The organism is Allochromatium humboldtianum (genome assembly GCF_013385175.1).
Lineage (GTDB): Bacteria > Pseudomonadota > Gammaproteobacteria > Chromatiales > Chromatiaceae > Thermochromatium > Thermochromatium humboldtianum.
This window is the reverse complement of sequence record NZ_JABZEO010000015.1, coordinates 1-24,752: the sequence shown is the minus strand read 5'-3', so window position 1 is coordinate 24,752 and position 24,752 is coordinate 1. Positions and strand designations below refer to the sequence as shown.

The 24,752-nt window shown below is 63.7% G+C and carries 20 protein-coding genes and 1 CRISPR repeat array; of the genes, 4 read left to right on the top strand and 16 right to left on the bottom strand.

Annotated elements, in window-relative coordinates; translation table 11 throughout:
- Positions 1-109: 109 nt before the first annotated feature.
- Complete coding sequence (gene ettA / locus HW932_RS17500) at positions 110-1,777, bottom strand: energy-dependent translational throttle protein EttA (RefSeq protein ID WP_176977777.1); 1,668 nt, start codon at positions 1,775-1,777, stop codon at positions 110-112.
- Positions 1,778-1,821: 44 nt separating this feature from the next.
- Between ettA and HW932_RS17495 the strand changes: the two genes are divergently transcribed.
- Positions 1,822-3,060, top strand: coding sequence for an HDOD domain-containing protein (locus HW932_RS17495; RefSeq protein WP_176977776.1), 1,239 nt, complete (start codon positions 1,822-1,824; stop codon positions 3,058-3,060).
- A gap of 13 nt (positions 3,061-3,073) precedes the next feature.
- Here the strand turns inward: HW932_RS17495 and HW932_RS17490 are convergent, their stop codons facing one another.
- The 3 genes from HW932_RS17490 to HW932_RS17480 all read right to left on the bottom strand — a co-directional run bounded on the left by HW932_RS17490 (position 3,074) and on the right by HW932_RS17480 (position 6,730).
- On the bottom strand, positions 3,074-3,712 hold the full coding sequence (locus HW932_RS17490; RefSeq protein ID WP_176977775.1) for a LysM peptidoglycan-binding domain-containing protein: 639 nt from the start codon (positions 3,710-3,712) through the stop codon (positions 3,074-3,076).
- Positions 3,713-3,782: 70 nt separating this feature from the next.
- Positions 3,783-5,144, bottom strand: a complete 1,362-nt coding sequence (locus HW932_RS17485; protein ID WP_176977774.1) for a TrpB-like pyridoxal phosphate-dependent enzyme — start codon at positions 5,142-5,144, stop codon at positions 3,783-3,785.
- Between the two features lie 89 nt (positions 5,145-5,233).
- Positions 5,234-6,730, bottom strand: coding sequence for a leucyl aminopeptidase (locus HW932_RS17480; protein WP_176977773.1), 1,497 nt, complete (start codon positions 6,728-6,730; stop codon positions 5,234-5,236).
- A 114-nt stretch (positions 6,731-6,844) separates the two neighbouring features.
- Between HW932_RS17480 and lptG the strand changes: the two genes are divergently transcribed.
- Positions 6,845-7,909: an LPS export ABC transporter permease LptG gene (gene lptG, locus HW932_RS17475; protein WP_176977772.1), complete on the top strand. Its 1,065-nt coding sequence runs from the start codon at positions 6,845-6,847 to the stop codon at positions 7,907-7,909.
- Between the two features lie 37 nt (positions 7,910-7,946).
- Here lptG and HW932_RS17470 read toward each other — a convergent pair whose 3' ends face one another.
- A complete protein-coding gene (locus tag HW932_RS17470) occupies positions 7,947-8,402 on the bottom strand; it encodes an RDD family protein (protein ID WP_176977771.1) in 456 nt (151 codons plus the stop codon).
- Positions 8,403-8,564: 162 nt separating this feature from the next.
- Between HW932_RS17470 and HW932_RS17465 the strand changes: the two genes are divergently transcribed.
- Together HW932_RS17465 and HW932_RS17460 are read left to right on the top strand one after the other, a co-directional pair.
- Complete coding sequence (locus tag HW932_RS17465; protein WP_176977770.1) at positions 8,565-11,108, top strand: PAS domain-containing sensor histidine kinase; 2,544 nt, start codon at positions 8,565-8,567, stop codon at positions 11,106-11,108.
- A gap of 2 nt (positions 11,109-11,110) precedes the next feature.
- A complete protein-coding gene (locus HW932_RS17460) occupies positions 11,111-11,737 on the top strand; it encodes a response regulator transcription factor (protein ID WP_176977769.1) in 627 nt (208 codons plus the stop codon).
- A gap of 23 nt (positions 11,738-11,760) precedes the next feature.
- On the opposite strand, the gene HW932_RS17455 is transcribed toward HW932_RS17460, so the two are convergent.
- From HW932_RS17455 to cas3, 11 genes are all read right to left on the bottom strand, one after another.
- Positions 11,761-13,878 carry a TonB-dependent receptor plug domain-containing protein gene (locus HW932_RS17455; protein WP_176977768.1) on the bottom strand — a complete coding sequence of 706 codons (2,118 nt, stop codon included), beginning with the start codon at positions 13,876-13,878 and terminating at the stop codon, positions 11,761-11,763.
- Between the two features lie 105 nt (positions 13,879-13,983).
- Positions 13,984-17,262: direct repeats of the CRISPR family, unit length 29 nt; unit sequence CGGTTCATCCCCGCGAGCGCGGGGAACGG.
- 93 nt (positions 17,263-17,355) lie between these two features.
- Positions 17,356-17,655: a type I-E CRISPR-associated endoribonuclease Cas2e gene (gene cas2e, locus HW932_RS17450; RefSeq protein WP_176977767.1), complete on the bottom strand. Its 300-nt coding sequence runs from the start codon at positions 17,653-17,655 to the stop codon at positions 17,356-17,358.
- Positions 17,636-18,553: a type I-E CRISPR-associated endonuclease Cas1e gene (gene cas1e / locus HW932_RS17445; protein ID WP_176977766.1), complete on the bottom strand. Its 918-nt coding sequence runs from the start codon at positions 18,551-18,553 to the stop codon at positions 17,636-17,638. The genes cas2e and cas1e overlap by 20 nt, the downstream gene beginning before the upstream one ends.
- A gap of 57 nt (positions 18,554-18,610) precedes the next feature.
- Positions 18,611-18,823: a type II toxin-antitoxin system HicB family antitoxin gene (locus HW932_RS17440; protein WP_176977765.1), complete on the bottom strand. Its 213-nt coding sequence runs from the start codon at positions 18,821-18,823 to the stop codon at positions 18,611-18,613.
- Between the two features lie 67 nt (positions 18,824-18,890).
- Positions 18,891-19,520 (bottom strand): type I-E CRISPR-associated protein Cas6/Cse3/CasE, encoded by a 630-nt coding sequence (cas6e, locus tag HW932_RS17435; protein ID WP_176977764.1) that lies wholly within the window; start codon positions 19,518-19,520, stop codon positions 18,891-18,893.
- Entirely contained in the window at positions 19,517-20,215 is a 699-nt protein-coding gene (gene cas5e, locus HW932_RS17430; RefSeq protein WP_343047401.1) for a type I-E CRISPR-associated protein Cas5/CasD, read from the bottom strand. Before cas5e ends, cas6e begins: the two co-directional genes overlap by 4 nt.
- Positions 20,212-21,390, bottom strand: coding sequence for a type I-E CRISPR-associated protein Cas7/Cse4/CasC (gene cas7e, locus HW932_RS17425; protein WP_176977763.1), 1,179 nt, complete (start codon positions 21,388-21,390; stop codon positions 20,212-20,214). The genes cas5e and cas7e overlap by 4 nt, the downstream gene beginning before the upstream one ends.
- Positions 21,391-21,849 (bottom strand): type I-E CRISPR-associated protein Cse2/CasB, encoded by a 459-nt coding sequence (gene casB, locus HW932_RS17420; RefSeq protein ID WP_176977762.1) that lies wholly within the window; start codon positions 21,847-21,849, stop codon positions 21,391-21,393.
- Positions 21,846-23,369 carry a type I-E CRISPR-associated protein Cse1/CasA gene (gene casA, locus HW932_RS17415; RefSeq protein WP_176977761.1) on the bottom strand — a complete coding sequence of 508 codons (1,524 nt, stop codon included), beginning with the start codon at positions 23,367-23,369 and terminating at the stop codon, positions 21,846-21,848. The genes casB and casA overlap by 4 nt, the downstream gene beginning before the upstream one ends.
- 55 nt (positions 23,370-23,424) lie before the next feature.
- Positions 23,425-23,574: a hypothetical protein gene (locus tag HW932_RS17410; protein WP_176977760.1), complete on the bottom strand. Its 150-nt coding sequence runs from the start codon at positions 23,572-23,574 to the stop codon at positions 23,425-23,427.
- A 176-nt stretch (positions 23,575-23,750) separates the two neighbouring features.
- Positions 23,751-24,740 carry a CRISPR-associated helicase Cas3' gene (gene cas3, locus HW932_RS17405; RefSeq protein WP_343047403.1) on the bottom strand — a complete coding sequence of 330 codons (990 nt, stop codon included), beginning with the start codon at positions 24,738-24,740 and terminating at the stop codon, positions 23,751-23,753.
- Between the last annotated feature and the right edge of the window lie 12 nt (positions 24,741-24,752).

Here is a 24,752-nt window from a genome sequence, read left to right as displayed (position 1 = left end):
GAGACAAGTATCGATCCAAAGGCCCGTGGAAGGTTGCAGCAACGGTGGAATCAATGGTCATAGATCCGGCGCGCGTCCAGCCCCACGCGACGGGCCGGACGCACCCCGATCAGGCCGACAGCCGCCGATACTTCAACCGATGCGGCTGATCGGCCTCAGTACCGAGCCGGCGATGACGATCGGCCTCGTAGTCGGCATAGTTGCCCTCGAACCAGACCACCTCCGAGTCGCCTTCGAAGGCGAGGATGTGGGTCGCGACACGATCGAGGAACCAGCGATCGTGGCTGATGACCACCGCGCAGCCGGGAAATACCAGCAACGCCTCTTCCAGCGCCCGCAGCGTCTCGACGTCCAGATCGTTGGTCGGTTCGTCCAGGAGCAGCAGATTGCCGCCGCGCTTGAGCACCTTGGCCAGATGCACCCGGTTGCGCTCACCGCCCGACAGATCGCCGATGCGCTTCTGCTGGTCCGTGCCCTTGAAGTTGAAGCGTCCGCAATAGGCGCGCGAGGGCATCTCGTAGCGGCCGACCGTGATGATGTCCGACCCGCCCGAGATCTCCTCCCAGATGGTGTTGTTGTCGTCGAGCGCGTCGCGGCTCTGGTCGACATAGGCGATCTCGACCGTCTCGCCGATGCGTAACTCACCCGCATCCGGCTGTTCGCGTCCGGTCAGCAGCCGGAACAGCGTGGTCTTGCCCGCGCCGTTGGGACCGATGATGCCGACGATGCCGCCCTTGGGCAGGTTGAACGACAGATTCTCGTAGAGCAGATTGTCGCCATAGGCCTTCTTCAGGCCCACCGCCTCGATGACCAGATCGCCGAGACGCGGACCCGGCGGGATATAGATCTCGTTGGTCTCGTTGCGGGCCTGGAATTCCTGCGATTGCAGCTCGTCGAAGCGTGCCAGACGCGCCTTGCTCTTGGCCTGACGGCCCTTGGGATTGGTGCGCACCCACTCCAATTCCTGCTTCATGGCCTTGATGCGCGCCTGCTCCTGCTTCTGCTCCAGCTCCAGACGCTGTTCCTTCTGATCCAGCCAGGACGAATAATTGCCTTCCCAAGGAATGCCGTGACCGCGGTCGAGCTCCAGGATCCAGCCGGCGACGTTGTCGAGGAAGTAGCGGTCGTGGGTGACGGCGACCACGGTGCCCGGATACTCGTGCAGGAAGCGCTCCAGCCAGGCCACAGATTCGGCGTCGAGATGGTTGGTCGGTTCGTCCAGGAGCAGCATGTCGGGCTTCGACAGCAGTAGCCGGCACAGGGCCACGCGCCGCCGCTCGCCACCCGAGAGCTTGGTGACATCCGCGTCCCAGGGCGGCAGACGCAGCGCTTCGGCAGCAACTTCGAGCGTGCGGTCCAGATTGTGCCCGTCGGTGGCCTCGATCAGATTCTCGAGTTCGGCCTGCTCTTTGGCGAGCGCGTCGAAGTCGGCGTCCGGCTCGGCATAGGCGGCATAGACGGCATCGAGTCGCTCCAGCGCGACCTTGATGTGACCGAGCGCCTCCTCGACATTACCGCGCACGTCCTTGCTCGGATCGAGCTGCGGCTCCTGGGGCAGATAACCGACCTTGATGCCGGGCTGCGGGCGCGCCTCGCCCTCGATCTCGGTGTCGATCCCGGCCATGATGCGCAGGAGCGAGGACTTGCCCGAACCGTTGAGACCCAGCACGCCGATCTTGGCGCCGGGGAAGAACGACAGTGAGATGTCGCGCAGAATGACACGTTTGGGCGGCACGACCTTGCCGACCCGGTTCATCGTGTAGATATATTGAGCCATGGATTCCGTATGAATGTGGTAAACGGCGAAGAGAGAACCCTATTATGCCCCAGATCCTGACCAACTCGACTCTGGACGACCTCAGCCCCGTCCATGACCTGGACAAGGATCAGCGCGCCCGCCTGGCCTCAAGCGGTCAGATCGCCGCCGTGCCGGCCGGCAAACGGATCACGGCCGTCCAGGAGCATCCCTGGATGCTGTATCTGCTCTCGGGACAGGTCTGTCTCGTTCGGGGCGAGACCAAGGAACTGATCCAGGCCGGCAGTCGCCGTGCCCTGCAGCCGATCTTCTCTGAGCACAACCTGCTCGATCAGGCGGTGTTCACGGCCGACTCCGAGCTGTTGCGCCTCGATCGTCAGCTCTACGACAGTCTGAACAACCCGAGGCGTCCGGCCGTGCCCGGCTCGCTCGACGAGCTGGATCTGAGCGATGCCGAGGGCGCCCTGCTCGGCAAGCTCTATCATGCCTGCAAAGAGGACAAGCTGGCCCTGCCCACGCTGCCCAAGGTCGCCCGCGCGATCCAGGACGCGATGAAGGATCCCAACATCACCTCGGCGCGTCTGGCGCGCATCGTCCAGGTCGATCTGGCCGTCACCGGCGGGCTGATCCGGTTGGCCAACAGCGTCGTCTATCGCGGCGTGAAGACCATTCCGGACGTGCGCAACGCCATCATCCGGCTCGGCATGGAGATCACGCGCTCGGCGGTCATGAGTCTGTCGATGCAGCAGTTGTTTCGCACCAAGTCGCCGATCATGAAACACCGTATGAAGGCGGCCTGGAACCGCAGTGTGCATATCTCGGCCCTGAGCTATGTGATCGCGCGCCATTGTCCGAAATTCAATCCCGAACACGCGATGCTGGCCGGGCTGGTGCACGATGTGGGCGTGATCCCGATCCTCGACTATGTCAGCCGCAACGAGATCCAGGTCGGCGAGGACGAACTGGAGGCCGCCATCATCAAGCTGCACCGCCTGGTCGGCGAGCTGGTGGTCGGTTACTGGGGGCTGGGGCCTGAGATCACCGAGATCGTGCGCTATTCGGGCGACTGGTATCGCGACGACAAGGATGCGCCGGACTATGGCGACATCGTGCGGGTCGCGCGGCTCTATCGGCTCAATCAGTCCGAGTCGCGCGGTCCGTTGCCGCGCTACGACGAGGTGCCGGCTTACTACAAGCTCGGGCTGGGCTTCCCGGCCAACGACGGCACGGTCGACGTGATCGCCGAGGCCGGGGAGGAACTGTCGGCCGTCATGGCCATGCTCAAGGGCGACAAGGAGTCCTGAGCCGGACGCGCTTTCAGGGAATGACGAGGGTCATGCCGGGCGTCAGCCGGTCCGGGGCGTCGAGCAGAGATCGGTTGGCCTCGAAGATCGCGCGCCACTGATCGGCGCGGCCATAGAAACGCAGACTTATCGCGGCCAGATTGTCGCCAGGACGGACCTGATAGAGCGTCCTGTTGGCTGTGCCCTGTCGCTGCAACTCCTCGGCGAGCCGGCTCCGGGCCGACTCGCAGTCGCTCAGCCGCTGCTCCAGCTCGGCGTGGGCGGCGCGCAGGGCTTCGAGTGCCTGCATGTTCTCGGCGAGCCGGCGCTCGGCCTCCATTCGCGCCTGATCGGCACTCTTGCGCGCCAGCGCCGATTCACGCAGCTTGCCCTCCATGCCCTGGATGCGATGCTGGAGTTCCTCCAGAGCGTGCGGGGGCGTTTCGGGTGCGGCCTCGGTCCCAGCCTCTTCCGTCGGCTGTGAACTCGGCGTCTCTGCCTCGGGCTTGGGGCCGGCGTCTTCCGTCGCCGTTACGGGTTCAGGCTCGGGCATGGGCGCCGGCTCAACGGCCGGCGCCGACCCGATCGGCCCCCCGACCAGAGCGATCAGGAGTATCCAGCGTCCCGGACTCCGCTTCAAGATGGATTCGCGTCCAGATGATCGAGTCGGCATCCGGGAGGCTCCTCGCTCCAAGTCGATGACACAGGCGTTCCGGTCGGGGGCTTCAGGCGCCGGGCTTCACTCAGCCGATCGACGGCAATCCGGCGAGCGCCATGGCGACCTCGTTCTCGGCATAGTCCAGATCCTGGAGCTTGCCGCCCAGATAGTCGGTATAGGCCTGCATGTCGAAGTTGCCGTGACCGCTGAGGTTGAACAGGATGGTCTTGGCCTCGCCGGTCTCGCGGCACTTCTCGGCCTCATGGATGGCCGCGCGCACCGCGTGGTTGGCCTCGGGCGCCGGGATGATGCCCTCGGCCTTGGCGAACTGGAGACCGGCCGCGAAGCATTCGAGCTGGTTGTAGGAGCGCGGATTGATCAGACCGAGTTCGGCCAGATGGCTGACCTGCGGGGCCATGCCGTGATAGCGCAGACCGCCGGCGTGGAAGCCGGGCGGAACGAAGCTCGATCCCAGCGTGAACATCTTGCACAGCGGGGTGAGATGCGCCGTGTCGCCGAAGTCGTAGGCGAAGCGTCCCTTGGTGAGCGTCGGGCAGGCCGATGGCTCGACTGCGATGCACTCGACCTGACGCCCGCCGCGCAGCTGCTCGCCGAGGAAGGGGAAGGCGATGCCGGCGAAGTTGCTGCCGCCGCCGGTGCAGCCGATGACCATGTCCGGATAGGCATCGGCCATCTCCAGTTGCTTCATGGCCTCCAGACCGATCACGGTCTGGTGCAGGAGCACATGGTTGAGCACGCTGCCGAGGGCGTACTTGGTGTCCTCTCGCTGGGCGGCCAGCTCCACTGCCTCGCTGATGGCGATGCCCAGACTGCCGGTGCTGTCCGGATGCTCGGCGAGCACGGCGCGGCCGGACTCGGTGGTGTTACTGGGGCTGGCGATGCACTGGGCGCCGAAGGCCTCCATGAAGGCGCGCCGATAGGGCTTCTGGTTGTAGCTGACCTTGACCATGTAGACCAGGATCTCGATCCCGAACATGGAGCCGGCGAGCGAGAGCGACGAACCCCACTGCCCGGCGCCGGTCTCGGTGGTGATGCGCTTGACACCCTCGACCTTGTTGTAGAACGCCTGAGCGATGGCCGAGTTGGCCTTGTGACTGCCGGCGGGGCTGACGCCCTCGTATTTGTAGAAGATCTTGGCCGGAGTCTTGAGCGCCTGCTCCAGACGGCGCGCACGATAGAGCGGAGAGGGGCGCCACTGACGCCAGACCTCGCGTACCGGCTCCGGGATCTCGATCTCGCGCTCGGTGCTCATCTCCTGCTCGATGACGCCGCGCGGGAAGATGACTTCCAACTCCTCGGGAGAGATCGGCTGCTGGGTGCCCGGATGCAGCACCGGATCGAGCGGCTTGGGCAGATCGGCGTTGATGTTGTACCAGAAGCGGGGCAGGTGCTGCTCGTCGAGCAGATATTTGACGGTGTCGTTCATGCGATCGGGTCGTCTCAGATGAGTTGCGATGACGGCCGGCGGTCAACAGGGCCGCCGGTCAGGGTCGACGATGGCCAGTCTGCCAGGGGCTAGCCTTGTCCGGCGCGCTCCAGCAACCAGTGCGTGAGCAGCGCCACCGGGCGTCCGGTGCCACCTTTCTCCTTGCCGGTTAACCAGGTGATGCCGGCGATGTCCAGATGCGCCCACCGATACTTCTTGGTGAAGCGCGAGAGGAAGCAGGCGGCGGTGATGGCCCCGCCGTCGCGTCCGCCGACGTTGGCCATGTCGGCGAAATTGCTGTCGAGCTGGCTCTGATACTCCTCCCACAGCGGCATCCGCCAGGCGCGGTCGCCCGCCGCCTCGCCGGCGGCCAGGAGTTCGGCGGCGAGCCGGTCGTCGGTGGTGAAGAGTCCGGCCGGGTGCTTGCCGAGCGCGACCACGCAGGCGCCGGTCAGGGTCGCCAGATCGACGACGATCTCGGGGTCGAAGCGCTCGCAGTAGGTCAGGGCATCGCAGAGGATGAGCCGGCCCTCGGCGTCGGTGTTGAGGATCTCGATGGTCTGGCCCGAGAGACTGGTGACGATGTCGCCCGGCTTGTTGGCCGCGCCGTCGGGCAGGTTCTCGGAGGCCGGCACCACGCCGATCAGATGGATGGGCAGCTCCAGCTCGCAGGCGGCGCGCAGGGCGCCGATGACCGCCGCGCCGCCGGCCATGTCGTACTTCATCTCGTCCATTTCGGCGGCGGGCTTGAGCGAGATGCCGCCGGCATCGAAGGTCAGGCCCTTGCCGACCAGCACCAGAGGTTTGGTCTCTTTGGGCGCGCCGCGATAGTGCATGACGATCAGCTTGGCCGGCTGGCGGCTGCCGCGCGAGACCGAGAGCAGGGCGCCCATGCCCAGTTCGGCCATCTGGTCTTCTTCGAGCACCTCGACTTCGAGCCTGGGATACTGGTTGCCGAGTGCGCGCGCCTGCTCGGCCAGATAGCTCGGAGTGCAGACGTTGCCGGGCAGGTTGCCGAGTTCGCGCGCCAGCCGGATGCCCTCGGCCATCGCCTGGCCATGACGCGCGGCGCGCTCGGCCTGGGCAGTCTCGGACTTTTTGCCGATCCAGAGGTTCAGACGCTTGAGCGGCGTCTTGGGCGCGCGCTTGTCGTCCCTGGTGTGGCTGTAGCGATAGACTTTGTCCTCGACCGTCACCACGGCATCGCGCACGCTGGTATAGAGATCGAGCGTATTCGGCAGCGTCTCCGGGAGGGCCAGGGTCGCCTCGCCGGCGCCGCTCTGTTGCAGCAGGGTGGTGGCCGCCGCCAGCGCCTTGCGATAATTGGCGCGGGTGAATTCCTTCTTCTTGCCCAGCCCGATCAGGAGCACGCGCTCGGCGGTCACGCCGGGCAGGTCGTAGAGCATCAGCGTCTGACCGGCCTCGCCCTCGATGTCGCCCTTCTTGAGCAGCCGGCTCAGATGACCGTCACTGGCCTCGTCGATCCGCTCGGCCGGCCCTGAGAGCTTGCGTTTCTCGAAGATCCCGAGTACCAGACAGGGGGTCTTGTGGGTGGCGAGAGCGCCGGTCTTGATCTTGAACTCCATCATCGGCTCCTGAGGATCGGTCGAGGCGAAAGCCCGAAGTTTACAGAAAATAGCCAAGTCGCGCCGGTCGTGGTATGCAATGCCGCCCGAAACAATCAACCTGGACAGGATTTCATGCGGATTCTGGATCGTTATCTGGCCTGGGCGGTGATGAGCGGCACGCTGCTGACGCTCGCCGGACTGCTGCCGCTGATGGGCGTCTTCATCCTGTCGGACGAACTCGACGCCATCGGCACCGAGCGCTACGGTCTGGCCGAAGCCATGCTGTTCACGCTCCTGAGCCTGCCGCGCTATCTCTATCAGCTCTTCCCGATCGCGACTCTGATCGGCGCGCTCATCGGCCTGGGCACACTGGCCAGCCGCTCGGAGCTGGTCGCCATGCGCGCGGCTGGGATCTCGGTCGGGCGTCTGGTGCGTGCGGCCCTGCTCGGCGGGCTGGTGCTGGCGACCGTCGCTGTGGTGCTCGGCGAGCTGGTCGCGCCCATCGCCGAACAGCGTGCCGTCGAACTGCGGCGTCTGGCACTCTCGGGCGAGGCGGCGCAACTGACGCCCTATGGCTTCTGGGCCATCGACGATGGCGCCTATGTCAACATCCGCGAGATCCGTTCCGGGACCAGTCTGCGTGACATCGACATCTACCGGGTGGATGCCGCCAAGGGCACCCTGGAAGCGAGTCACGCCGAGGGCGCGCGCTACGAGAACGGGCGCTGGGTGCTGGATGGGATCGCCCTCAGCCGTGTCGATGGCGAAGGCGTGCAGGTCGAGCGCGTCGAGCACGCCGAGTGGGATTCGATGCTCGATCCGGGGCTGCTCAAGGTGGTGGTGGCCGACCCGCGCGCCCTGCCGGTGTGGGGACTCTACAAATACATCCGCTTCATGTCCGTCAACAAGCAGGACGCCAGCGCCTACGAGATCGCCTTCTGGGGCAAGGTGCTGCATCCGGTGCTGACGCTGTCGATGATCCTGATCGCCATTCCGATGCTGCTCGGTTCCTCGCGCAGCACCGGGATGGGCCGGCGGATGCTGGCCGGCATCCTGGTCGGTCTGGTCTACTATCTGGTCAGCCGCACCTTCGCCTATCTGGCGCTCCTGTTCGGTATGAACGCCTTCCTGGCCGCCATCGCCCCGCCCGTGCTCTTCATCGGCGCGGCCATGCTCCTGCTCAGGCGGGTGGGCTGACGTAGGGCACGTCGTGCGTCCCCTACGGCACGCGAACTCAGGCGCTCTTCGGCAGCAGCACGACGCGGGTATTGGACCGGCTGTCGTGCCAGGCCAGACCCTGACGGTTGAACAGGCTCCACCACAGTCCCAGGCCTGCCGGGATCAGGCTCAGGATCGACCAGACGAAGCGCTTGACGGCGGCGTTGACACCGACCGCCTCGCCATCCTGCGCGATGACCTGGAGGCGCCACGCCTTCATGCCCAGCGTCTGGCCGCCGTGGGTCCAGAAATAGACATAGAAGGCGCCGATCACGCCGAGCAGATAGAGTCGCATCAGGGTCAGGGGTACGAAGCTCTCATAGATCGGATGGCCGTTGATCACTTCGTAGGGAATGACGACGATGGCGTTGGCGACCATCAGCACCGCCAGCAGCAGCAGCGCGTCGTAGAAGAGCGCGCCGATACGGCGCAGGACGGAGGGTTTCTGGGCTTTCGAGAGGTCGAATGACATGGTCTTCAGTGTGGGTCCACAGGGGTTGAATGAATTGGCCTCGGGCGAGGCCGCCAGGGCTGATCGAACCGCGCCCGGAATGCGACTGACGAACGCCACCGCCGATGCGGTCCAAAGATGAGTATTAAACCATTTCTCTTCAGGCTTTTGCGACGGGTACCCATGCCCTGGATCGCGATCGTCGTCGGTCTGGCCACGGGAATCGCGGTCTGGACCGTGCTCGATCAGATCCAGACGCGTCAGGTCGACAAGATCTTCGGTCAGGAACTCCAGGTCCAGCTCGATCTGCGCGCGCGAGAGAGTCTGATCCGCTTCGACCGCTATCTCTCCAGCTATGCGGCCACCACGCGCCTGCTGGCCAACTACCGCAAGCTGTCGGAATATCTCGAACCCCTGTTCTGGTCCGACGACGAGGCGATCGAACCTGTCGTCTACAAGGACTTCCGTCCGCAGTGGCTGCCGGACTTCTTCGAGCGCGACGCGCTCACGCCGCCCAGTCATGTCCTGCTGACCGATGCGTACGGCCGGGTGCGTGAGGTCTTCCAGGCCGGATCGCAAGCCGTGCCGACCGAGATCGCCGACCAGGCGCCGACCCAGTGGCTCGATCGCCACGACGTCCGCACCGTCATCGATCGTCTCGACGAGCGGCTCTATCTGATCACCAGCGATGCGGCCGAGGACGCAGGCGGCTATCACATGGGCTATCTGGTGGTGCTGGTCCCGGTCGACGCGACCTTCATGGTCGCCTCGCAACGGGGCATCGATATCGAGCGCGCCGCCGTCGCCCTGGTCGACAGTGACGAGCAGCGCATCCTGGCCAGTCTCGATCCGCGCGTCATCGGCCTCGACTCGACCCTGAGCGACTGGAGCGAGACCCATGTCATCACCTCGCAGTCGCTGCCCGAATACGAGGGTTCGGACTCGAACCTGCTGTTCGCCACCTTCGTGCCCCAGTCGCGGGTCGAGAAGATGTCGCGTCACGTGCGCATCTTCGAGCGCCGCCAGCGTTTCTATGCCGCCGCCGTGTTCGTGATCGTGTTCACGGGGCTGATCTATCTGGTCTCCTCGCGCCTGAACAGGGTGCTCAAGCGCATGACCCGCTTCTCGCAGCGCGCGCTCGGCATTCCCGAACCGGGTTTCCAGCGAGGCGGCAATCAACTGGTGCTGCTGGAGGACTGGATCCAGCACTTCACCCAGCTGGTGCTCAGGGCGCGCGAAGAGATGAGCCGGCGCCATCAGGCGGCGATGCGCGAGAGCGAGGCGCTCAAGGCGGCCATGATGGAGGCCTCGCTCGACGCCATCGTCACCCTGGACCACAGCGGGCGGGTGATCGAATACAATCCGTCCGCCGAACGGTTGTTCGGGGTCGGGCGGCCCTTTGCGCTCGGCGCGGTCTTCGTCGAGCGCTTCCTGCCCGATGTCGCCCGACCGGCGTTCAAGCGGCTGCTCGATCGCTCGCGCCATCGTCATCGCGAACCGCTCGGGCGGGGTGAGTTGATCGCCCTGAATGCCGACGGCGGCGAGATCCCGGTCGAGATCTCGATCGCGCCCATCGAGCGGGTCGGCGAGCGTTTCTTCACCCTCTACATCCACGATATCAGCAGCCGCAAGCAGGCCGAGCAGGAGATCAAGAGTCTGGCCCGCTTCGCCAGCGAGAGTCCGCATCCGATCCTGCGCGTCAATGCCGCCGGGCTGATCGTCTATGCCAACAACGCCAGCCGTCCGCTGTTGCGCGCCTGGAACGCCGATCCGGGCGAGCCGCTGCCCGAGGACTGGGGCACGGCGGTCGCCGCTGCCCTGGAGACCGCCCAGCCGCTGGAACGCGAACTGGAGGCCGGCGGGCAGGTCTATTCACTGCTGCTGGCGCCGATCCGCGATCTCGGTTATGTCAACCTCTATGCGCGCGACATCACCGCCGTGCGCCGCGCCGAGCAGGAGTCGCGTCAGCATCAGGCCGAACTGGTCCATGTCTGCCGGCTGAGCACCATGGGTGAGGTGGCCACCGGCATGGCGCATGAGCTCAACCAGCCGCTCTCGGCCATCGTCAACTATGCCAATGGTTGTGTGCGGCGGTTGCAGGGCGGCCAGGGACAGCCCGAGGAACTGGTCGGAGCCATGACCCAGATCACCGCCCAGGCCAAGCGCGCCAGCGAGATCATCAAGCGTCTGCGCGCCCTGGTCGGTAAGCAGCCGCCGGCACGCGCCGAGGTCGATCTCAACCATCTGGTGCGCGAGGTCTGCTCCTTCCTGGAGTTCGAGACCAGCCGGGTCGGGGTGGCGATCGAGCTGGAGCTGAGTGGCGAGGCGATCCCGGTCTGTGTCGATCTGGTTCAGGTCGAACAGGTGCTGCTCAATCTGGTCGGCAACGCGCTCGATGCGCTAGAGGAACGGCCTGAGTCGGAGCGTCGGCTCCGGATTCGCACCGAGTTGGAAGACGACTGGGCGCATGTCGAGGTCGCCGACAGCGGACCTGGGATCGACCCCGAGCACCTGAAGCGTCTCTTCGATCCCTTCGTCACCACCAAGGAGGGCGGCATGGGAATGGGGCTGGCCATCAGCCAGACCATCGTCGAGAATCACGAGGGACGTATCTGGGCCGAGTCCGTGCTGGGGCAGGGCTCGACCTTTCATCTGCGCCTGCCGCTCGCGCCGCCCGTCCGGGACGACGCGGGCACGCGGGCAGACGTGCTGGAACCCATCGATTGAACATGACTGCCGAAGCCAACGCCACTGTATTCATCGTCGACGACGACCAGGCCATGCGCACCTCGCTGCAATGGCTGATCGAGTCGACCGGGATGTCGGTCAAGACCTATGACTCGGCCGATGCCTTCCTGGCCGACTACTACCCGGGCCGCGCCGGCTGCCTGCTGCTGGACGTGCGCATGCCGGGCATGAGCGGTCTGGAGCTGCAAGCCTATCTGGCGCGCGAGGGGTTCCGGATCCCGGTCATCCTCATCACCGGGCATGGCGACGTGGCCATGGCGGTGCGCGCCATGAAGGCCGGGGCCATGGACTTCATCGAAAAGCCGTTTCATGACGAGGATCTGTTGCGCAGCCTCCGCAACGCGCTCGACCATGATCAGAAGACGCGCGCCAATCGCCTGGCGCGGGCCGACATCGCCAGACGTCTGGCCGAGCTGACGCCGCGCGAGCACGAGGTCATGGCCATGGTCACGGACGGCAAGTCGAACAAGGAGATCGCCGCCGCGCTCGGGGTGAGCGCCAAGACGGTCGAGGCGCATCGGGCGCGGGTGATGGAGAAGATGCGCGCCGAGTCGCTGGCCGAACTGGTGCGCATGGCGCTGATCGCCGCGCCGGAGGCGTTGGTCTGAGTGCCGGGCCGGCGCGCGATCCGCTAAGGCAGTTCATACGAGAGCTGCACCCACAGGGTGCGCTCGTCCACCAGCGGGTAGTCCTCGTCGTAGGTCAGTGCCGGCGCGGGCGATCGGACCGTCTCGCCCAGCAGATTGGTCACCCCGAGGCGCAGATCCAGTCCCTGGGCGCCGACGTTGAACCAGCTGAGCGTGAGCGTCACATTGTCGTAGCCGGCCAGATCGCTCCGGGAATCATCGCTCTCGCGCGCGCGGTCGCCGACATGATTCCAGCGTCCGGCCAGCAACACGTCGGGCGCCAGATAATAGAACAGGCTCAGGTTGCCCAGCCAGTTCGCGGCCCCCGGAATCGGCCCGCCGGTCTCGTAATTCAGGGTGTCGGCGTAGCTCAGGTTGGCTTGCAGCTTGAACCGGCGTCCAAAGGCTTGTTGCCACTCGAGCTCGACGCCTTGCGTGCGCGCTTCGCCGAGGTTCACCCAGCTGCTTCCGCTCGCGGTGATCAGGTCGTACAGCCTGGAGTAGTAGGCCGAAGCGCGCCCGACCGTGTCGGCACGCCGGAAGATGTAGGCGAGTTCCGCGGTGCGGGTGGTTTCCGGATCGCGAGCCGTCTCGATCACGGGCAGAAAACTCTGGATATGGCGCTGGAGCAGGGAGGGCGGGAAAAAGGCGCTCGCGACTTGCGCCTTGAGCACATGCTGATCCGTTACGCGCCAGACGGCGGCCAGACGGGGGGAGACATTGTCGCCCACGTCGCTATAGGCGTCGTAGCGCACGCCCAGGGTCAGGTCGAGGTCGGGGCGGGCAGACCATTGATCCTGGAACATGACACTCCGCATGGTGCGCGACGCATCCGGGTCGATGAAACCGAGTTCGCCGGAGTAACGGCGCATGAACGGCAGCGGTTCCAGGGTGAGCAGGTCCAGATTGAAGGCCCACCAGGCATCGAGCATTTTGTTTTCGGCGACACTGACTTCGAAGCGCATCCGGTGATCCGTCCAACCCTCCCAATCGAGCGCGGCCTCCAGTTGGATCCGGTTTGAGTGGGTATAGAGTTTTTGGCGCGAATCCTCCGGCATGATGGCGCCGATGCCCAGGGCCGGCAAACCGGCCGGCCCCAGTCGCTGATCGGACTCCATCCAACCCTCATGCCAATGCATCTTCAGTTCGGCACGCGATCGAGCGCTCAACGGGAATGCATAGCCGGCCTGAACGACCGACTTGGTCATTGTGCTTCCTTCGTCTCCCCATTGCATGGGACCGGGCAAGATATCGATCGCGCCAAAGAAGGGGTCTTTTCGCGTCGTCTGATATTGGGCCAGCAAGGAAAAGTCACCCGCGTTGAAGCGCAGTTGGCCGAAGCGATAGCCCTGGCTGTCATCGACGGCGCCGGGGGCGTTGGAGAAGTCGCCGAGACCGAGCGGATACAGACTGTCGGGTCCGGCCTCGATGCCCAGGCCGCGGCTGTCCCAACCGGCCAGATTCATCGTCAGCGACAGGTTGCGCTCGGGGTCTTCGAGCGAATACACGCCTCCCACCTGCGTGGTATTGGCGTCACCATAGCGCACATGCGCGCGGCGGGCCCGTTGCAGCGTGACGATGTTCACGACGCCCGAGAAGGCGAATTCGCCGTAGAGCGCCGAACCTGGACCGCGGATCACCTCGATCCGCTCCACCTGTTCGACCGGCATCTCATCGAAGATGAGCACGGCGCCGTCACTGGTGTTCATCGACACTGAGTCGATCAGAACCTTGACGGTGCCGTTGCTGTTTCCCTGTCCTCTGATCGACAGCGTCATCTCCCCGGTCCCGTTTCGCTCGACCAGGACGCCGGGGATCAGCGTCAGGGCATCCGCCACCGTGCGCACGCCCAGCGCGAGCATCTCGGCGCGCTCCAGCACGGTCATGATGCCGGGGACATAGTCGACATTGATACGGTTTTTGGTAGCCAGCTCCGTGGCCTCATCCAGGACGGCCAGTAGCTCGGCCTGTTGTCGATCGGATTGGGCGTCTTCCTGAGGCGTGAGGGGGGCGTCGGCGGCCCTTAGGTCGGCGCCGGTCGCAACACCAGCGCAGAACGCGCTGACGGCGAGTGAGCGTCGCCAGCGGCCGAGCGTGTCGATACTGAAGGGGATCGAAACCATAGCAACCTACGCTCTAAGACGTTCCAGACAGTTGAGCCTCAAGGCCCAAGCGGACTCGGTCAATCTTAGCATTTCCCGCATATCGACAATCGCTGCGCGTAAAAACGCTTCGTCCCCGCGAGCGCGGGGAACGGTCGGGATCGCGATACTTCGACGGGGCTTTCGACGGTTCATCCCCGCGAGTGCGGGGAACGGGCAGACTCACTAATCCGTTCCTACCCACTGGCCGGTTCATCCCCGCGAGCGCGGGGAACGGAGAAACACCATGGCATTCCACGGCTCGCGCGGCGGTTCATCCCCGCGAGCGCGGGGAACGGAGAAACACCATGGCATTCCACGGCTCGCGCGGCGGTTCATCCCCGCGAGCGCGGGGAACGGGCTGAATGGTTGAATGGTTGAATGGTTGAATGGTTGAATGGTCATTATAGGTTCATCCCCGCGAGCGCGGGGAACGGGCGATACTCGTCAGCCTTGCCAGTGCGGTAGGCGGTTCATCCCCGCGAGCGCGGGGAACGGGTGTCGGCTTGGGGGCCGGGATCGGCGGGTTTCGGTTCATCCCCGCGAGCGCGGGGAACGGAGGAACTGAACCACAGAGGAGACGAACAGCCCCGGTTCATCCCCGCGAGCGCGGGGAACGGCCGCGGTTGGTAGTCAAGTCAAAGTCGCTAAGCGGTTCATCCCCGCGAGCGCGGGGAACGGCGATCGGCGTGTTTAACTGGTGCGTCCGTCATCGGTTCATCCCCGCGAGCGCGGGGAACGGGGCATCTGGAGGCGCCGGAGCTGGATCTCCAGGGGTTCATCCCCGCGAGCGCGGGGAACGGAACGCCAAGACCCTGCTGGCTGATTCGGATGCCGGTTCATCCCCGCGAGCGCGGGGAACGGGCTCAGCGCAGAATACAGGCGGCGGATGGAGTCGGTTCATCCCCGCGAGCGCGGGGAACGGCCGTCGGTGGCGTCCGGGTCATAGGGCACGGCCGGTTCATCCCCGCGAGCGCGGGGAACGGGGCATCTGGAGGCGCCGGAGCTGGATCTCCAGGGGTTCATCCCCGCGAGCGCGGGGAACGGCTGACCAGCTTGTCCGCCGCATCCTGCACCGGCGGTTCATCCCCGCGAGCGCGGGGAACGGAAGACGAGATCAATATTCTCATCTGCGAATTGCGGTTCATCCCCGCGAGCGCGGGGAACGGGCACCTCAGACCGAGATGGAGCGCCTGTCGCGCGGTTCATCCCCGCGAGCGCGGGGAACGGCACCGCTTGGGTGAGATGCGGAAGCGCCCGGACGGTTCATCCCCGCGAGCGCGGGGAACGGAGATCCTGGATGTAGGCCTCGGCCATCAGGCCCGGTTCATCCCCGCGAGCGCGGGGAACGGCGCCGCGATGCACCACATCACCGACCGCGTGACGGTTCATCCCCGCGAGCGCGGGGAACGGGAGTTCGGCGTTTCGCAAGACAGCGAAATTGACGGTTCATCCCCGCGAGCGCGGGGAACGGTCCAGGGTCGAGACGCCGATCTCCATGCGGATCGGTTCATCCCCGCGAGCGCGGGGAACGGTCATGGACGAGCAGTGCCAGGGCGAGTGAGTCCGGTTCATCCCCGCGAGCGCGGGGAACGGGGGCCGTCAGTGCGCTGGCTGATCGACAACGGCGGTTCATCCCCGCGAGCGCGGGGAACGGCCGGGCGGATCAATCGCGCGTCCGAGCGCTACCGGTTCATCCCCGCGAGCGCGGGGAACGGCGCGGCCTGTTCGGTGACGACGAAACAGTCCGCGGTTCATCCCCGCGAGCGCGGGGAACGGTACCGGCGGCCCTGGATCCGGGTTCCTACGTGCGGTTCATCCCCGCGAGCGCGGGGAACGGGCGGCGCGCAGCAGCAGGTCGTCGAGGCTGAACGGTTCATCCCCGCGAGCGCGGGGAACGGGCGTCAGTCAAGCACGATGCGCGCTGCGCGCGCGGTTCATCCCCGCGAGCGCGGGGAACGGCTCGGTTCTGGGGCCATCGTTCCGTTAAGCGCCGGTTCATCCCCGCGAGCGCGGGGAACGGCACATGCGCCGCGAGACGGTAAGACGAACCACCGGTTCATCCCCGCGAGCGCGGGGAACGGGACAGCGCCGTCGTCCAGTCACGCGCGGCCAGCGGTTCATCCCCGCGAGCGCGGGGAACGGACGGCGTCGGCGTTGAGTGAGACGCCGATGGCCGGTTCATCCCCGCGAGCGCGGGGAACGGTCTCCTGGCTCCACGATTCCGGTTGGGTGGATCGGTTCATCCCCGCGAGCGCGGGGAACGGTAGGTGTACCGGGCGTGCCGCCATTTCCATGCCGGTTCATCCCCGCGAGCGCGGGGAACGGGTCGCGCAGTTCCTCGCGCAGCTCCTGGACGGCGGTTCATCCCCGCGAGCGCGGGGAACGGGTTGGCCCGCCACGCGCGGCCTGCCTCAGTCTTCGGTTCATCCCCGCGAGCGCGGGGAACGGGATGCGCTACAGTCGCTCACTCCGAAACAGTGCGGTTCATCCCCGCGAGCGCGGGGAACGGCAACCGCTATCGTCCTGAAGACCTGCGCGCGTCGGTTCATCCCCGCGAGCGCGGGGAACGGACAAATTTTTTCGCCACCATAGCTGGGAGAAAAGGTTCATCCCCGCGAGCGCGGGGAACGGCAACGGGTGTTTCCAGACCGACCGCGGACCATCGGTTCATCCCCGCGAGCGCGGGGAACGGTGCGACCGTTGGAGAGCCAGCGCTGCACCGTGCGGTTCATCCCCGCGAGCGCGGGGAACGGGACTCGACCTCGCGCAACGCCACGGCCAGTGTCGGTTCATCCCCGCGAGCGCGGGGAACGGGCTTGAGCAGCACGGCGCCAGCGGATCGGCTGCGGTTCATCCCCGCGAGCGCGGGGAACGGCCGTGAGCCAAGGAGCCTGAACCCATGCAACGCGGTTCATCCCCGCGAGCGCGGGGAACGGGTCGTGTTGCACCGCGTCTGCGAATAGGTGGTCGGTTCATCCCCGCGAGCGCGGGGAACGGGACCCGACGGACGCCATCGAGCGCGTCGGCGGCGGTTCATCCCCGCGAGCGCGGGGAACGGATTTGACGCTCGAAGTGGATGGCATACAGCCGCGGTTCATCCCCGCGAGCGCGGGGAACGGCCAGGCAGGTCGACGTGCTGCTGATCGAGGATCGGTTCATCCCCGCGAGCGCGGGGAACGGAAGATGGCTGGGTTCGCGCAGACCCCAGTCGACGGTTCATCCCCGCGAGCGCGGGGAACGGTGTGGCTTGCATCGCTCAGCCCTCCATGCCGTCGGTTCATCCCCGCGAGCGCGGGGAACGGATGCTCGGAACAGCGGCCGCAAACTGGATGGGCGGTTCATCCCCGCGAGCGCGGGGAACGGACTTCCCATACTTGCCTGATCTAGAACAAGAAATCAGACGCTGAGAAATCTACCAGCAAAATGCCCCATTTCAAAGGGGCGTGATTTCGATTGTTAAAGAGCTTTATCCGGCTCATCGAGCGGCTTGAAACTGACCAACCGCAAACCATCGAAATCGACTGGAACACGCCGGTTCCTGCCGACGGTGAGAAAATCGTAGCCCGACTCCGTGTTGGTGTTCCAAGCCATGACTGCATTGCCATCTTCGACGCCCTCCAGCACTTGATTCCAGATGAACTCACGCAGCCGCTTTGAGGGGCTGCCGATATAGACCCCGGCGCGGATCTCCAGCAGCCAGACCGCGAGCCGTCCGCGCAAACGCGGCGGAACGTTCTCAGTGACGATGACCAGCATCGCCCAAAGGCTTCCCGTCGTCGATGGCCGGTGCGACCGCCTCGGGGGCCGGCTTGGGCGGTTCGATCTCACCGGCCGACAGAACCTCCTCGATCATCGGAATGATTTTGCCCAGGAGCTTGCTCTCGCGGAACACATCTCGGCAAGCCAGTCGAACCAGACGTTCGGCTTGCGATTGCGGCGGATTCCTGGCCGCGATCTGGAACGCAACCGGCACCACGGTCTCGAATTTGACGATATCGGCGATGTCGTAAACGAACGATTGCGGCTTGCCGGTGTGTATGAATCCGACCGCCGGGGCATAGCCGGCCGCCAAAATCGCCGCCTCGGTGATGCCATACAGGCAGGCTGTAGCCGCCGACAGACAGGTGTTGGGAACATCACTGGTGTCCCATTCGCTGGGGTCATAGCGCCGACCGCGCCACTGGACGCCATAACGCTTGGCGAGGTTTTCGTAAGTCTTCTTGACCCGCGCCCCTTCGATTCCGCGCAACTGCTCGACACTGCGCCGCTCGGGCGGTTTCTCCCCAAAGCGCAGTTCGTACATTTTGCGCACGACCTTGAGTCGAGCCTGATCGTCGAGGGCGAGTTTGGCCTGATACAACAGCCGATCAGACCGCGCACCACCCGGCTGACCGGACGCATAGAGCCGCACGCCCGCCTCACCGACCCAGACCAGCAGGGTGCCGACCCGCGCCGCGAGTGCCGCCGCCCGGTGCGAGACCCGCGTACCCGGCTCCAGCATGATGCAGGCGATGCTGCCAATCGGAATGTGGGTGCGCACGCCGGTCTTGTCGATCACGACGAAGGCCCCATCGAGCACGTCGATTTCTCCATACTCGATGAAGACCATCGAAATGCGTTCCTTCATGGCGATGGGCTTGAGTGGTGGAAGCATGGCACTCGGTCGTGTCGGCACATATTGCGTTATTGAGTGGCTCGACGGTGGAGGGGGTCAGGCCGCGATCTCGATGTAGTCGACCTGACTGGTCGGCGTTGGTACCGGCAAGCCATCTTCTCGCAGACCTTCCAGATGAAACTCGATCGCTTCCCGAATCTCCCGCTCGGCCTCCTCCAGGGTGCGCCCAGTGGCGACGCAACCTGGCAGGTCGGGGACATAAGCCGAGTAGTTATGCTCGACTCGCTCGATCACGATGGCGTAACGCATGGTCGCGGTCCTCATTTGTAATGCTGCTCACCGTACCTGGAGCCAAGTCGTCGCTCGACTTGCCCGGTCATGAGGTAGCACGACGCACCAGCAGCAGACCGCAGCCGAATGCCTTAGCGGGACCAAGACCGTTTTCCAGTAGCGCGACCAGCGCATTCGGATCAAGGACAGTCAAGAGACCCTCGAAAGTAGCACACAGGATCTTTCCACCTCGGTTGGCCTTACGGAAGTAGAGCGGCGGATGCGGCGTGACAGCAACAGCCTCGACTTCGGCGACATCCTTGAGCCGCTGTATCAGCCAAGACCTTTGGGTTTCCTCAGTGATCAGCGGAACACGGCAGGTATCGCGTGTCTTCCGTGGCTTGGTATCTGTCTGTCGATCCTTGATGGTCTTGATCGGATTGGCCGTCAGGATGAAGGCGAGCCGTTGGCCTTGCGAGGGTTGCGGGTTGATCTCGCGGCTACCGATCAGGTTCAGGGTGGCCTCAGGTTGGGGCCTGCATCTGGATTGAATCAGAACCTGGGCCGGTCGGCCGGGCCGATGGTCCTCCACCCGGAACAGGAATCCCCGACGCGGCTGATCCGGCGTTCGGCGTGATTCCGCCGCTTCGCCGGGAAAGAGTCGCCAGATAGCGCGGTGCATGTCATAGGGGTTGCGTGACTCGGACCAAGGAATCTCAGCGCGGCTCAGGATCATGAAGATTCCTCCCCGCGATGCAGATGGATACGGCGAGTCGCAAATTGGCGATGGCGACCGTAACGGGGAACGTCGCGAATCCAGGTGGGTTGATCCGAGACGAGTTCGTCTTCGCTGTAGATGAGTCCGCTATGGGGCGGGAACTGCGCTAATGCCGCTTTCGCATCATCGGCTTCGATGCAATCCGGACGTTCGAGCAGGGGGCGGCCCAGAGGACAGGAGCGTCGCCCCAGAACGGGCGTGAAGCGCGGTCGCCGCAGAGATTCGGCGATCCGCGCCAGACTGAAACTTGCGTCTGGTCTGGAGCCGATAGCCACGGTGAAGGCGGCATCGAATAGATATTCCCTGTGCGACTGGATCGGGAATTTATTCGTCGATCCATCGACCTTCCGAGCATCGAGCACAGTGTGATAGTCAGACAGCTTGGTATGGCGCTTGGGCATCAGGCGATCGACGCCGGGACGCGGAGCGCCCGTATCGAGGCGGACTGTGAATGCGACGCTCTCGGCGAGCGCATCGAGACTCTGGGTGTCGGATCGGTCCAGCCCGAGACAGGCGCCCAAGAGTCCAAGCAGACCGCTACGGGTTGGAAACGGGTTGCTGGGACGATAGTCCTCGAAGGTGTGTGTGCCCCAAGCCTGCATGGGGCCATCGAGTCGAAGGATCAGGTAGCTCGGCATATGGGTACGCCTCACGCCCGACCATCGTTGGCAAGCCACTGTTCGAGGTCTGCGATCGAGATCAGAGCCTCTTGATCACTCAGCTTGATTCCTCCCCGGAGCGCAAAGGCGCGCGCTTGTTCGTCGAGTCCGTAGGCGCTGTTGACCCGTGACCAATAGTCGGCGAGCGCGGTGATGGATGGCTTGAGAAAACCTCCTGTCTTGCGCTCACGTTCGATGGGCTCCTCGAAGGCGTTGGCGAGTGAGACGGGCTGATCGGCAAGGCTGACGATCACGAAGTCAGCCAAGTTGTGCGCCGCGAATGACTGCTGCTTGGCGGAAGGCACCACGGTGGCTAGCAGACGCAAGACATGGCGGGCAATATCCAGTGCACGCGCGCGCGACTCCGTCGTTTGCTCGGCATGGATATCGGCCAGCAAGCCAAGGTTGACCTGAAGCTGACGCAGATTGAGGCTGGCATAGCGGTAGAAGACACCCGCCGAGAATTGCTGGGTATTCAGGTGTCCGGCGCCGGTTTCGCCGGCATCCTGGGTCAGATCGTCGACAGCGGTGAACCAGTCGATGTCCTGAGGCTCCACCGTGTGGGTCGTGATGGCATGAGCAACAGCAAGCGCTCCATCGACCGGATAGATGAGGTCGGAATTGGCCATGCGTCCGGAGAGCGCGACATCCAGGTCGACGCGGGTGCGTTGCTCGCGTTCCAGACGCTGGATCTCGGCCTTCATGTACTCGATACGGCCTTTCTCTGGTTTGCCGGCGGCTTCGAGCAGGATCTGTTTGATTCCCTCGATTTCAGCCTGGCTGAATGGAATGATCTGGGTCTCGATATGACCGCTTTTCTTGTCGCGTTCATACTTGCCGATCTCGTCGACCTTGGTCTTACCCTCGAAGATAGCCGCCGCATACAGCGCGCACTTCTCAATGGCTTTGGCCTGTTCGGGTGAGTCGGCCGATGCGCTCAAGTCGTCGACTATTTTATCGAGCAGTCGGCGCGTGCGCTGTGATTTGCTGAAGTGCTTTGCGTAATAGTCGCTGTATCTGATGGAGCGCTTGAGCGATTGGCTGGAAATGCGTACCCGCGTCTTGCCGCCGAAGATGGCGGTTTTCTGCATGTTCATGTCGTCCCGGTTGAGGCAGGACGGACTGTGTGAAATGAGGACGTGGAAATTGACGAAATTCCTGGTGTTCATTCATTTGTCTCCCTGGTCGATCTTGTGGAGGGCGATGTAGTAGCCTTCGACGAGGCGGCGTTTGCTGGATCCTGTCTTTTTACTGCCCCAGTACCAAAGGAGCGGAGCCAGATCCAGCCAGCCGACGGCCGGATGCAGTTGTATCACGAGCCGTCTCAAGGCAATGAGATCGTCCGGCGGATTGGCACGGGCAATCTGCATGATCCGCTCTTCGGAAATGCTGTTGGTGCATAGAGTCATGAAGCCGGTGTTGCTGTTGAGCGCTGGGCACCAGGGCAGAAAAAACGCGAGCAGTGTTTCCTGATTCGAAGGTCTGCTTCCTGGAAACAGATGGTAGAGTCCAGGCAGATCCCTCAGGTCGTCCGGCTCGGCGGCTCGGCGCAATCCGGCCTTCGCTCCGTTGGGTAGCCGTTCGAAGCGAGCATGGTATTCGGCGAAATCCGGCGCTTCGGTGCTCATTGGCTCTCCTTGAGTTTCTTGAGATCAGCATTCAGGCTGCGGCGCGCCCAAGCGATGATTGGGATCAGCTCAGGTTTCATTGTGTAAGGTTCGGTCATAGCATCGAAGATATCGCGGCAGTCAGCAGCAAGCGCATCGATATAAGCCGCGCGATTCTCTTTCCATTGCATGAACGTAGTCGGCCTGGACAAAGTTTCAATGATTTTGCCTTCGGTCCGAGAATAGAAGATTCGTTCTCCGACGTCCTGTATAGGAGATCCAATTCCTGGAAGCATTTTTTTCTTATGCCCTTTGGACGCGAAAGAGAGCTTGTCCTTTAGACTCTCTTTGGCTTTTATGCCCAGCGCTACCAAATCTTTTAGTCGACTGCCGTCTTCTTCGCTCCAGCCCGCTGCCAGGGAAAGCATCTCATGACGGCGCTCTGTGACCGATGCTTTTTTATTGCGGTAGCCGCCTATGATTAAAGTAAGCGGCTGGGGCTTTTCGAGTGCTGTTACTGCCATTGATTTAGCCTGCGCGACCGGAGTCGCCGGCCGGCTGCCTTCTCCTTTCGGGCCATCGATGCGCAGAACCATCTCCGTGAGGCGTGTCCAGGCTGGAGCCTCTGTGGTGAAGGAGGCAAATTTCATCTCCAGCGCCCCCTTCTTGAGGATCGACTGAAGTACGCCATGCGGATGCGGCCAAGTACCTTCAAGCGTGAAGTTGAATTTCTCCTTCCGAAAGCCTGTGTAGAGCGGGCCAGCCTCGATGCCGAGCAGGTCGCAAGGTCCGGATTCGCGGCTACCAAGCAGCTCGACATGGGCTGGCTGCCAGAACAGTCCGCGAGCGAGTCCGATTTGGTGAGCATGGATCGTCTCTTTTGCCCGAATCGGTTCGATCCAAGTCGGCAGATCCTGACTCAGGTCGTGCTGCCAATCCGGGAAATCCGTGCGGATGAACTCCGGGGTCAGCACATTGCGCCAGATCCGTTCGCGCAGATTGCGGCCATCGACGAGTGTCGTGATAGGAGCGATACCACGCAGACTGCCCTTGAAACCGCCGCCGAAGCTGGGGCAATTGGTCGCTTGATGGAAGAGCGCGATGGCGGCAACCGGCGCTGAAAGCACCGAGACCTCACCAGGCGCGTTGAAAAAGGCATGATTGGTCCCTTCCGGCAGGCCGATCAGGAGTTTTTGGATGGGCGTGACGTCCTTGGCAACGACTCCGCGTGTTTGCATGAAAGGCTGCGTCGGGTGATCCAGGTCGAACCATTCCAGGCAGGGCGAAATGCCCTCGGTGAATTCGTCTGGCGTGAGCGGTGTGTCGATACGTTCCAGCAGGACGTCATCATCTGGGGGCAGGAACACGATCTGCGTCATGCAGATCAGGAGTTGCAGACAGGCCAACTCCAGGTCGTCTCGGGGAAGGCTGATCTGCCAGTCTTCGTCTTCGCAGAGCAGTTCCTTATAGGTGAGCAGCCGAAACGTGCCACTTCCGCCTTGGGCTCGCACCGGAATCCAGGGTGTCTTCAACAGATCCATAATCCTCATCCTGAACACGACTGGCGCTGCAATTGGTGCAGACACCTTGGTTTTTCTAGAGTCGAAGCAGGAACAGTGTTGCTATAAAGAACAGAAAAATCAGCAACATCAGCCTCGCAATCAGTTTGAGTGCGACTATCCCATCCGGGCCCAGTTTGCCGAGTTCGACCACCAGCTCTTTCAAGGCTTTGATCGTCTCAAGCATTCTATATGCCACCAAATCGAGTACGAATGTGGCTGAGTATAGCTGGCGCGCTTCAACTTGCAAGAGTTAAAGTGTAAATCTCATCGTGTGCTATTCTTTGGCAGAATTCCCGGCTTAGCTTGGGATGACCCAAGTTACAGTGTCCTGTGACATCGAAATTGGGTTCGTTCCCCGCGTTAGCGGGGTGCCTCCGTCGGCGGGTCCATGAGGCCCGCCGTTTCTGCTTTGGCCAAGCCAAGCTCAGTCGTGTAGCAGACTCCTCCATCAAGGCTGCTCCAGCGTTGTTGGCCGTCGTCATGCATCTTGAGCCGAATGCGGCCATCCTCATCACGGACGTGGCCCGCGAGCTGCTTGTCACCCCAACTGTGCGGTGCGGGAACCGTGTTCAACATGAGCGTTTCAGCTTTGGTGTATTCGTCCATCTGGTCAGGATCTTCGCCGTCCAGCAGGCGACCATCCTCTCGAATCAGCAGAACGGACAAGCTCATTTCGCCATCTCGCGTGAGCGAGGTCAGGCGCTCTTCGTCGTCGCGAAATTTGCTCAGGTTCATGGTCGTGAGACGATGCGCTTTCTTTTCTGCCGCGCTCTGGTCGTCCCGCCACGCCAGATGTTTGCCATAGACGGACTCAGGCTCATCGTCCCAGGGAGCTTCTCCATAGACAGGCTCGATCCATTCCCGATAGGCCGCTGGAAAATGGATCTGCTTGTGTCGGGCCAGCAGGAACTCGGTTCGCCACAACAGGCGCGCATCGCCGTAGATCAGTTCATGCAGACCGTAATCGTCCGTTTCGACCGACAGGACGGTGCAGGCGGGAACCCGGAAATCATCAAGGCGTTTGCGTGAGTGTCTGTGCAAGCGTCCGAGCCGCTGGAAGAGGAGGTCGACCGGGCAGAGCTGGGTGATGAGCCAATCGAAGTCCAGATCGAGGCTCTGCTCGATGACTTGGGTCGCGACCAGGATGCGCCCTTGGGTCCGTTCGGCTTCACGTCCGTAGTGCTCGATCACCCGCTGCTCGATGCGCTGTCGGTCCCGGAGCCTGAAGCGGGCATGGAAGAGATCGACGGGCACCTGGGCATTCTTGTGGAGCTGAATCCAGAGCTGCTGAGCATCGTCGACCGTGTTCATCACGATGCCAACCAGAGCGCCGGATTCTGCGGCGTCGATGATGCGCTGGAT

What these genes read in the sequence shown, in the direction of transcription:
- ettA (WP_176977777.1), bottom strand. Translation starts at nt 1,777, where the DNA reads ATGGCTCAATATATCTACACGATGAACCGGGTCGGCAAGGTCGTGCCG.
- HW932_RS17495 (WP_176977776.1), top strand. Translation starts at nt 1,822, where the DNA reads ATGCCCCAGATCCTGACCAACTCGACTCTGGACGACCTCAGCCCCGTC.
- HW932_RS17490 (WP_176977775.1), bottom strand. Translation starts at nt 3,712, where the DNA reads ATGCCGACTCGATCATCTGGACGCGAATCCATCTTGAAGCGGAGTCCG.
- HW932_RS17485 (WP_176977774.1), bottom strand. Translation starts at nt 5,144, where the DNA reads ATGAACGACACCGTCAAATATCTGCTCGACGAGCAGCACCTGCCCCGC.
- HW932_RS17480 (WP_176977773.1), bottom strand. Translation starts at nt 6,730, where the DNA reads ATGGAGTTCAAGATCAAGACCGGCGCTCTCGCCACCCACAAGACCCCC.
- lptG (WP_176977772.1), top strand. Translation starts at nt 6,845, where the DNA reads ATGCGGATTCTGGATCGTTATCTGGCCTGGGCGGTGATGAGCGGCACG.
- HW932_RS17470 (WP_176977771.1), bottom strand. Translation starts at nt 8,402, where the DNA reads ATGTCATTCGACCTCTCGAAAGCCCAGAAACCCTCCGTCCTGCGCCGT.
- HW932_RS17465 (WP_176977770.1), top strand. Translation starts at nt 8,565, where the DNA reads ATGCCCTGGATCGCGATCGTCGTCGGTCTGGCCACGGGAATCGCGGTC.
- HW932_RS17460 (WP_176977769.1), top strand. Translation starts at nt 11,111, where the DNA reads ATGACTGCCGAAGCCAACGCCACTGTATTCATCGTCGACGACGACCAG.
- HW932_RS17455 (WP_176977768.1), bottom strand. Translation starts at nt 13,878, where the DNA reads ATGGTTTCGATCCCCTTCAGTATCGACACGCTCGGCCGCTGGCGACGC.
- cas2e (WP_176977767.1), bottom strand. Translation starts at nt 17,655, where the DNA reads ATGCTGGTCATCGTCACTGAGAACGTTCCGCCGCGTTTGCGCGGACGG.
- cas1e (WP_176977766.1), bottom strand. Translation starts at nt 18,553, where the DNA reads ATGCTTCCACCACTCAAGCCCATCGCCATGAAGGAACGCATTTCGATG.
- HW932_RS17440 (WP_176977765.1), bottom strand. Translation starts at nt 18,823, where the DNA reads ATGCGTTACGCCATCGTGATCGAGCGAGTCGAGCATAACTACTCGGCT.
- cas6e (WP_176977764.1), bottom strand. Translation starts at nt 19,520, where the DNA reads ATGATCCTGAGCCGCGCTGAGATTCCTTGGTCCGAGTCACGCAACCCC.
- cas7e (WP_176977763.1), bottom strand. Translation starts at nt 21,390, where the DNA reads ATGAACACCAGGAATTTCGTCAATTTCCACGTCCTCATTTCACACAGT.
- casB (WP_176977762.1), bottom strand. Translation starts at nt 21,849, where the DNA reads ATGAGCACCGAAGCGCCGGATTTCGCCGAATACCATGCTCGCTTCGAA.
- casA (WP_176977761.1), bottom strand. Translation starts at nt 23,369, where the DNA reads ATGGATCTGTTGAAGACACCCTGGATTCCGGTGCGAGCCCAAGGCGGA.
- HW932_RS17410 (WP_176977760.1), bottom strand. Translation starts at nt 23,574, where the DNA reads ATGCTTGAGACGATCAAAGCCTTGAAAGAGCTGGTGGTCGAACTCGGC.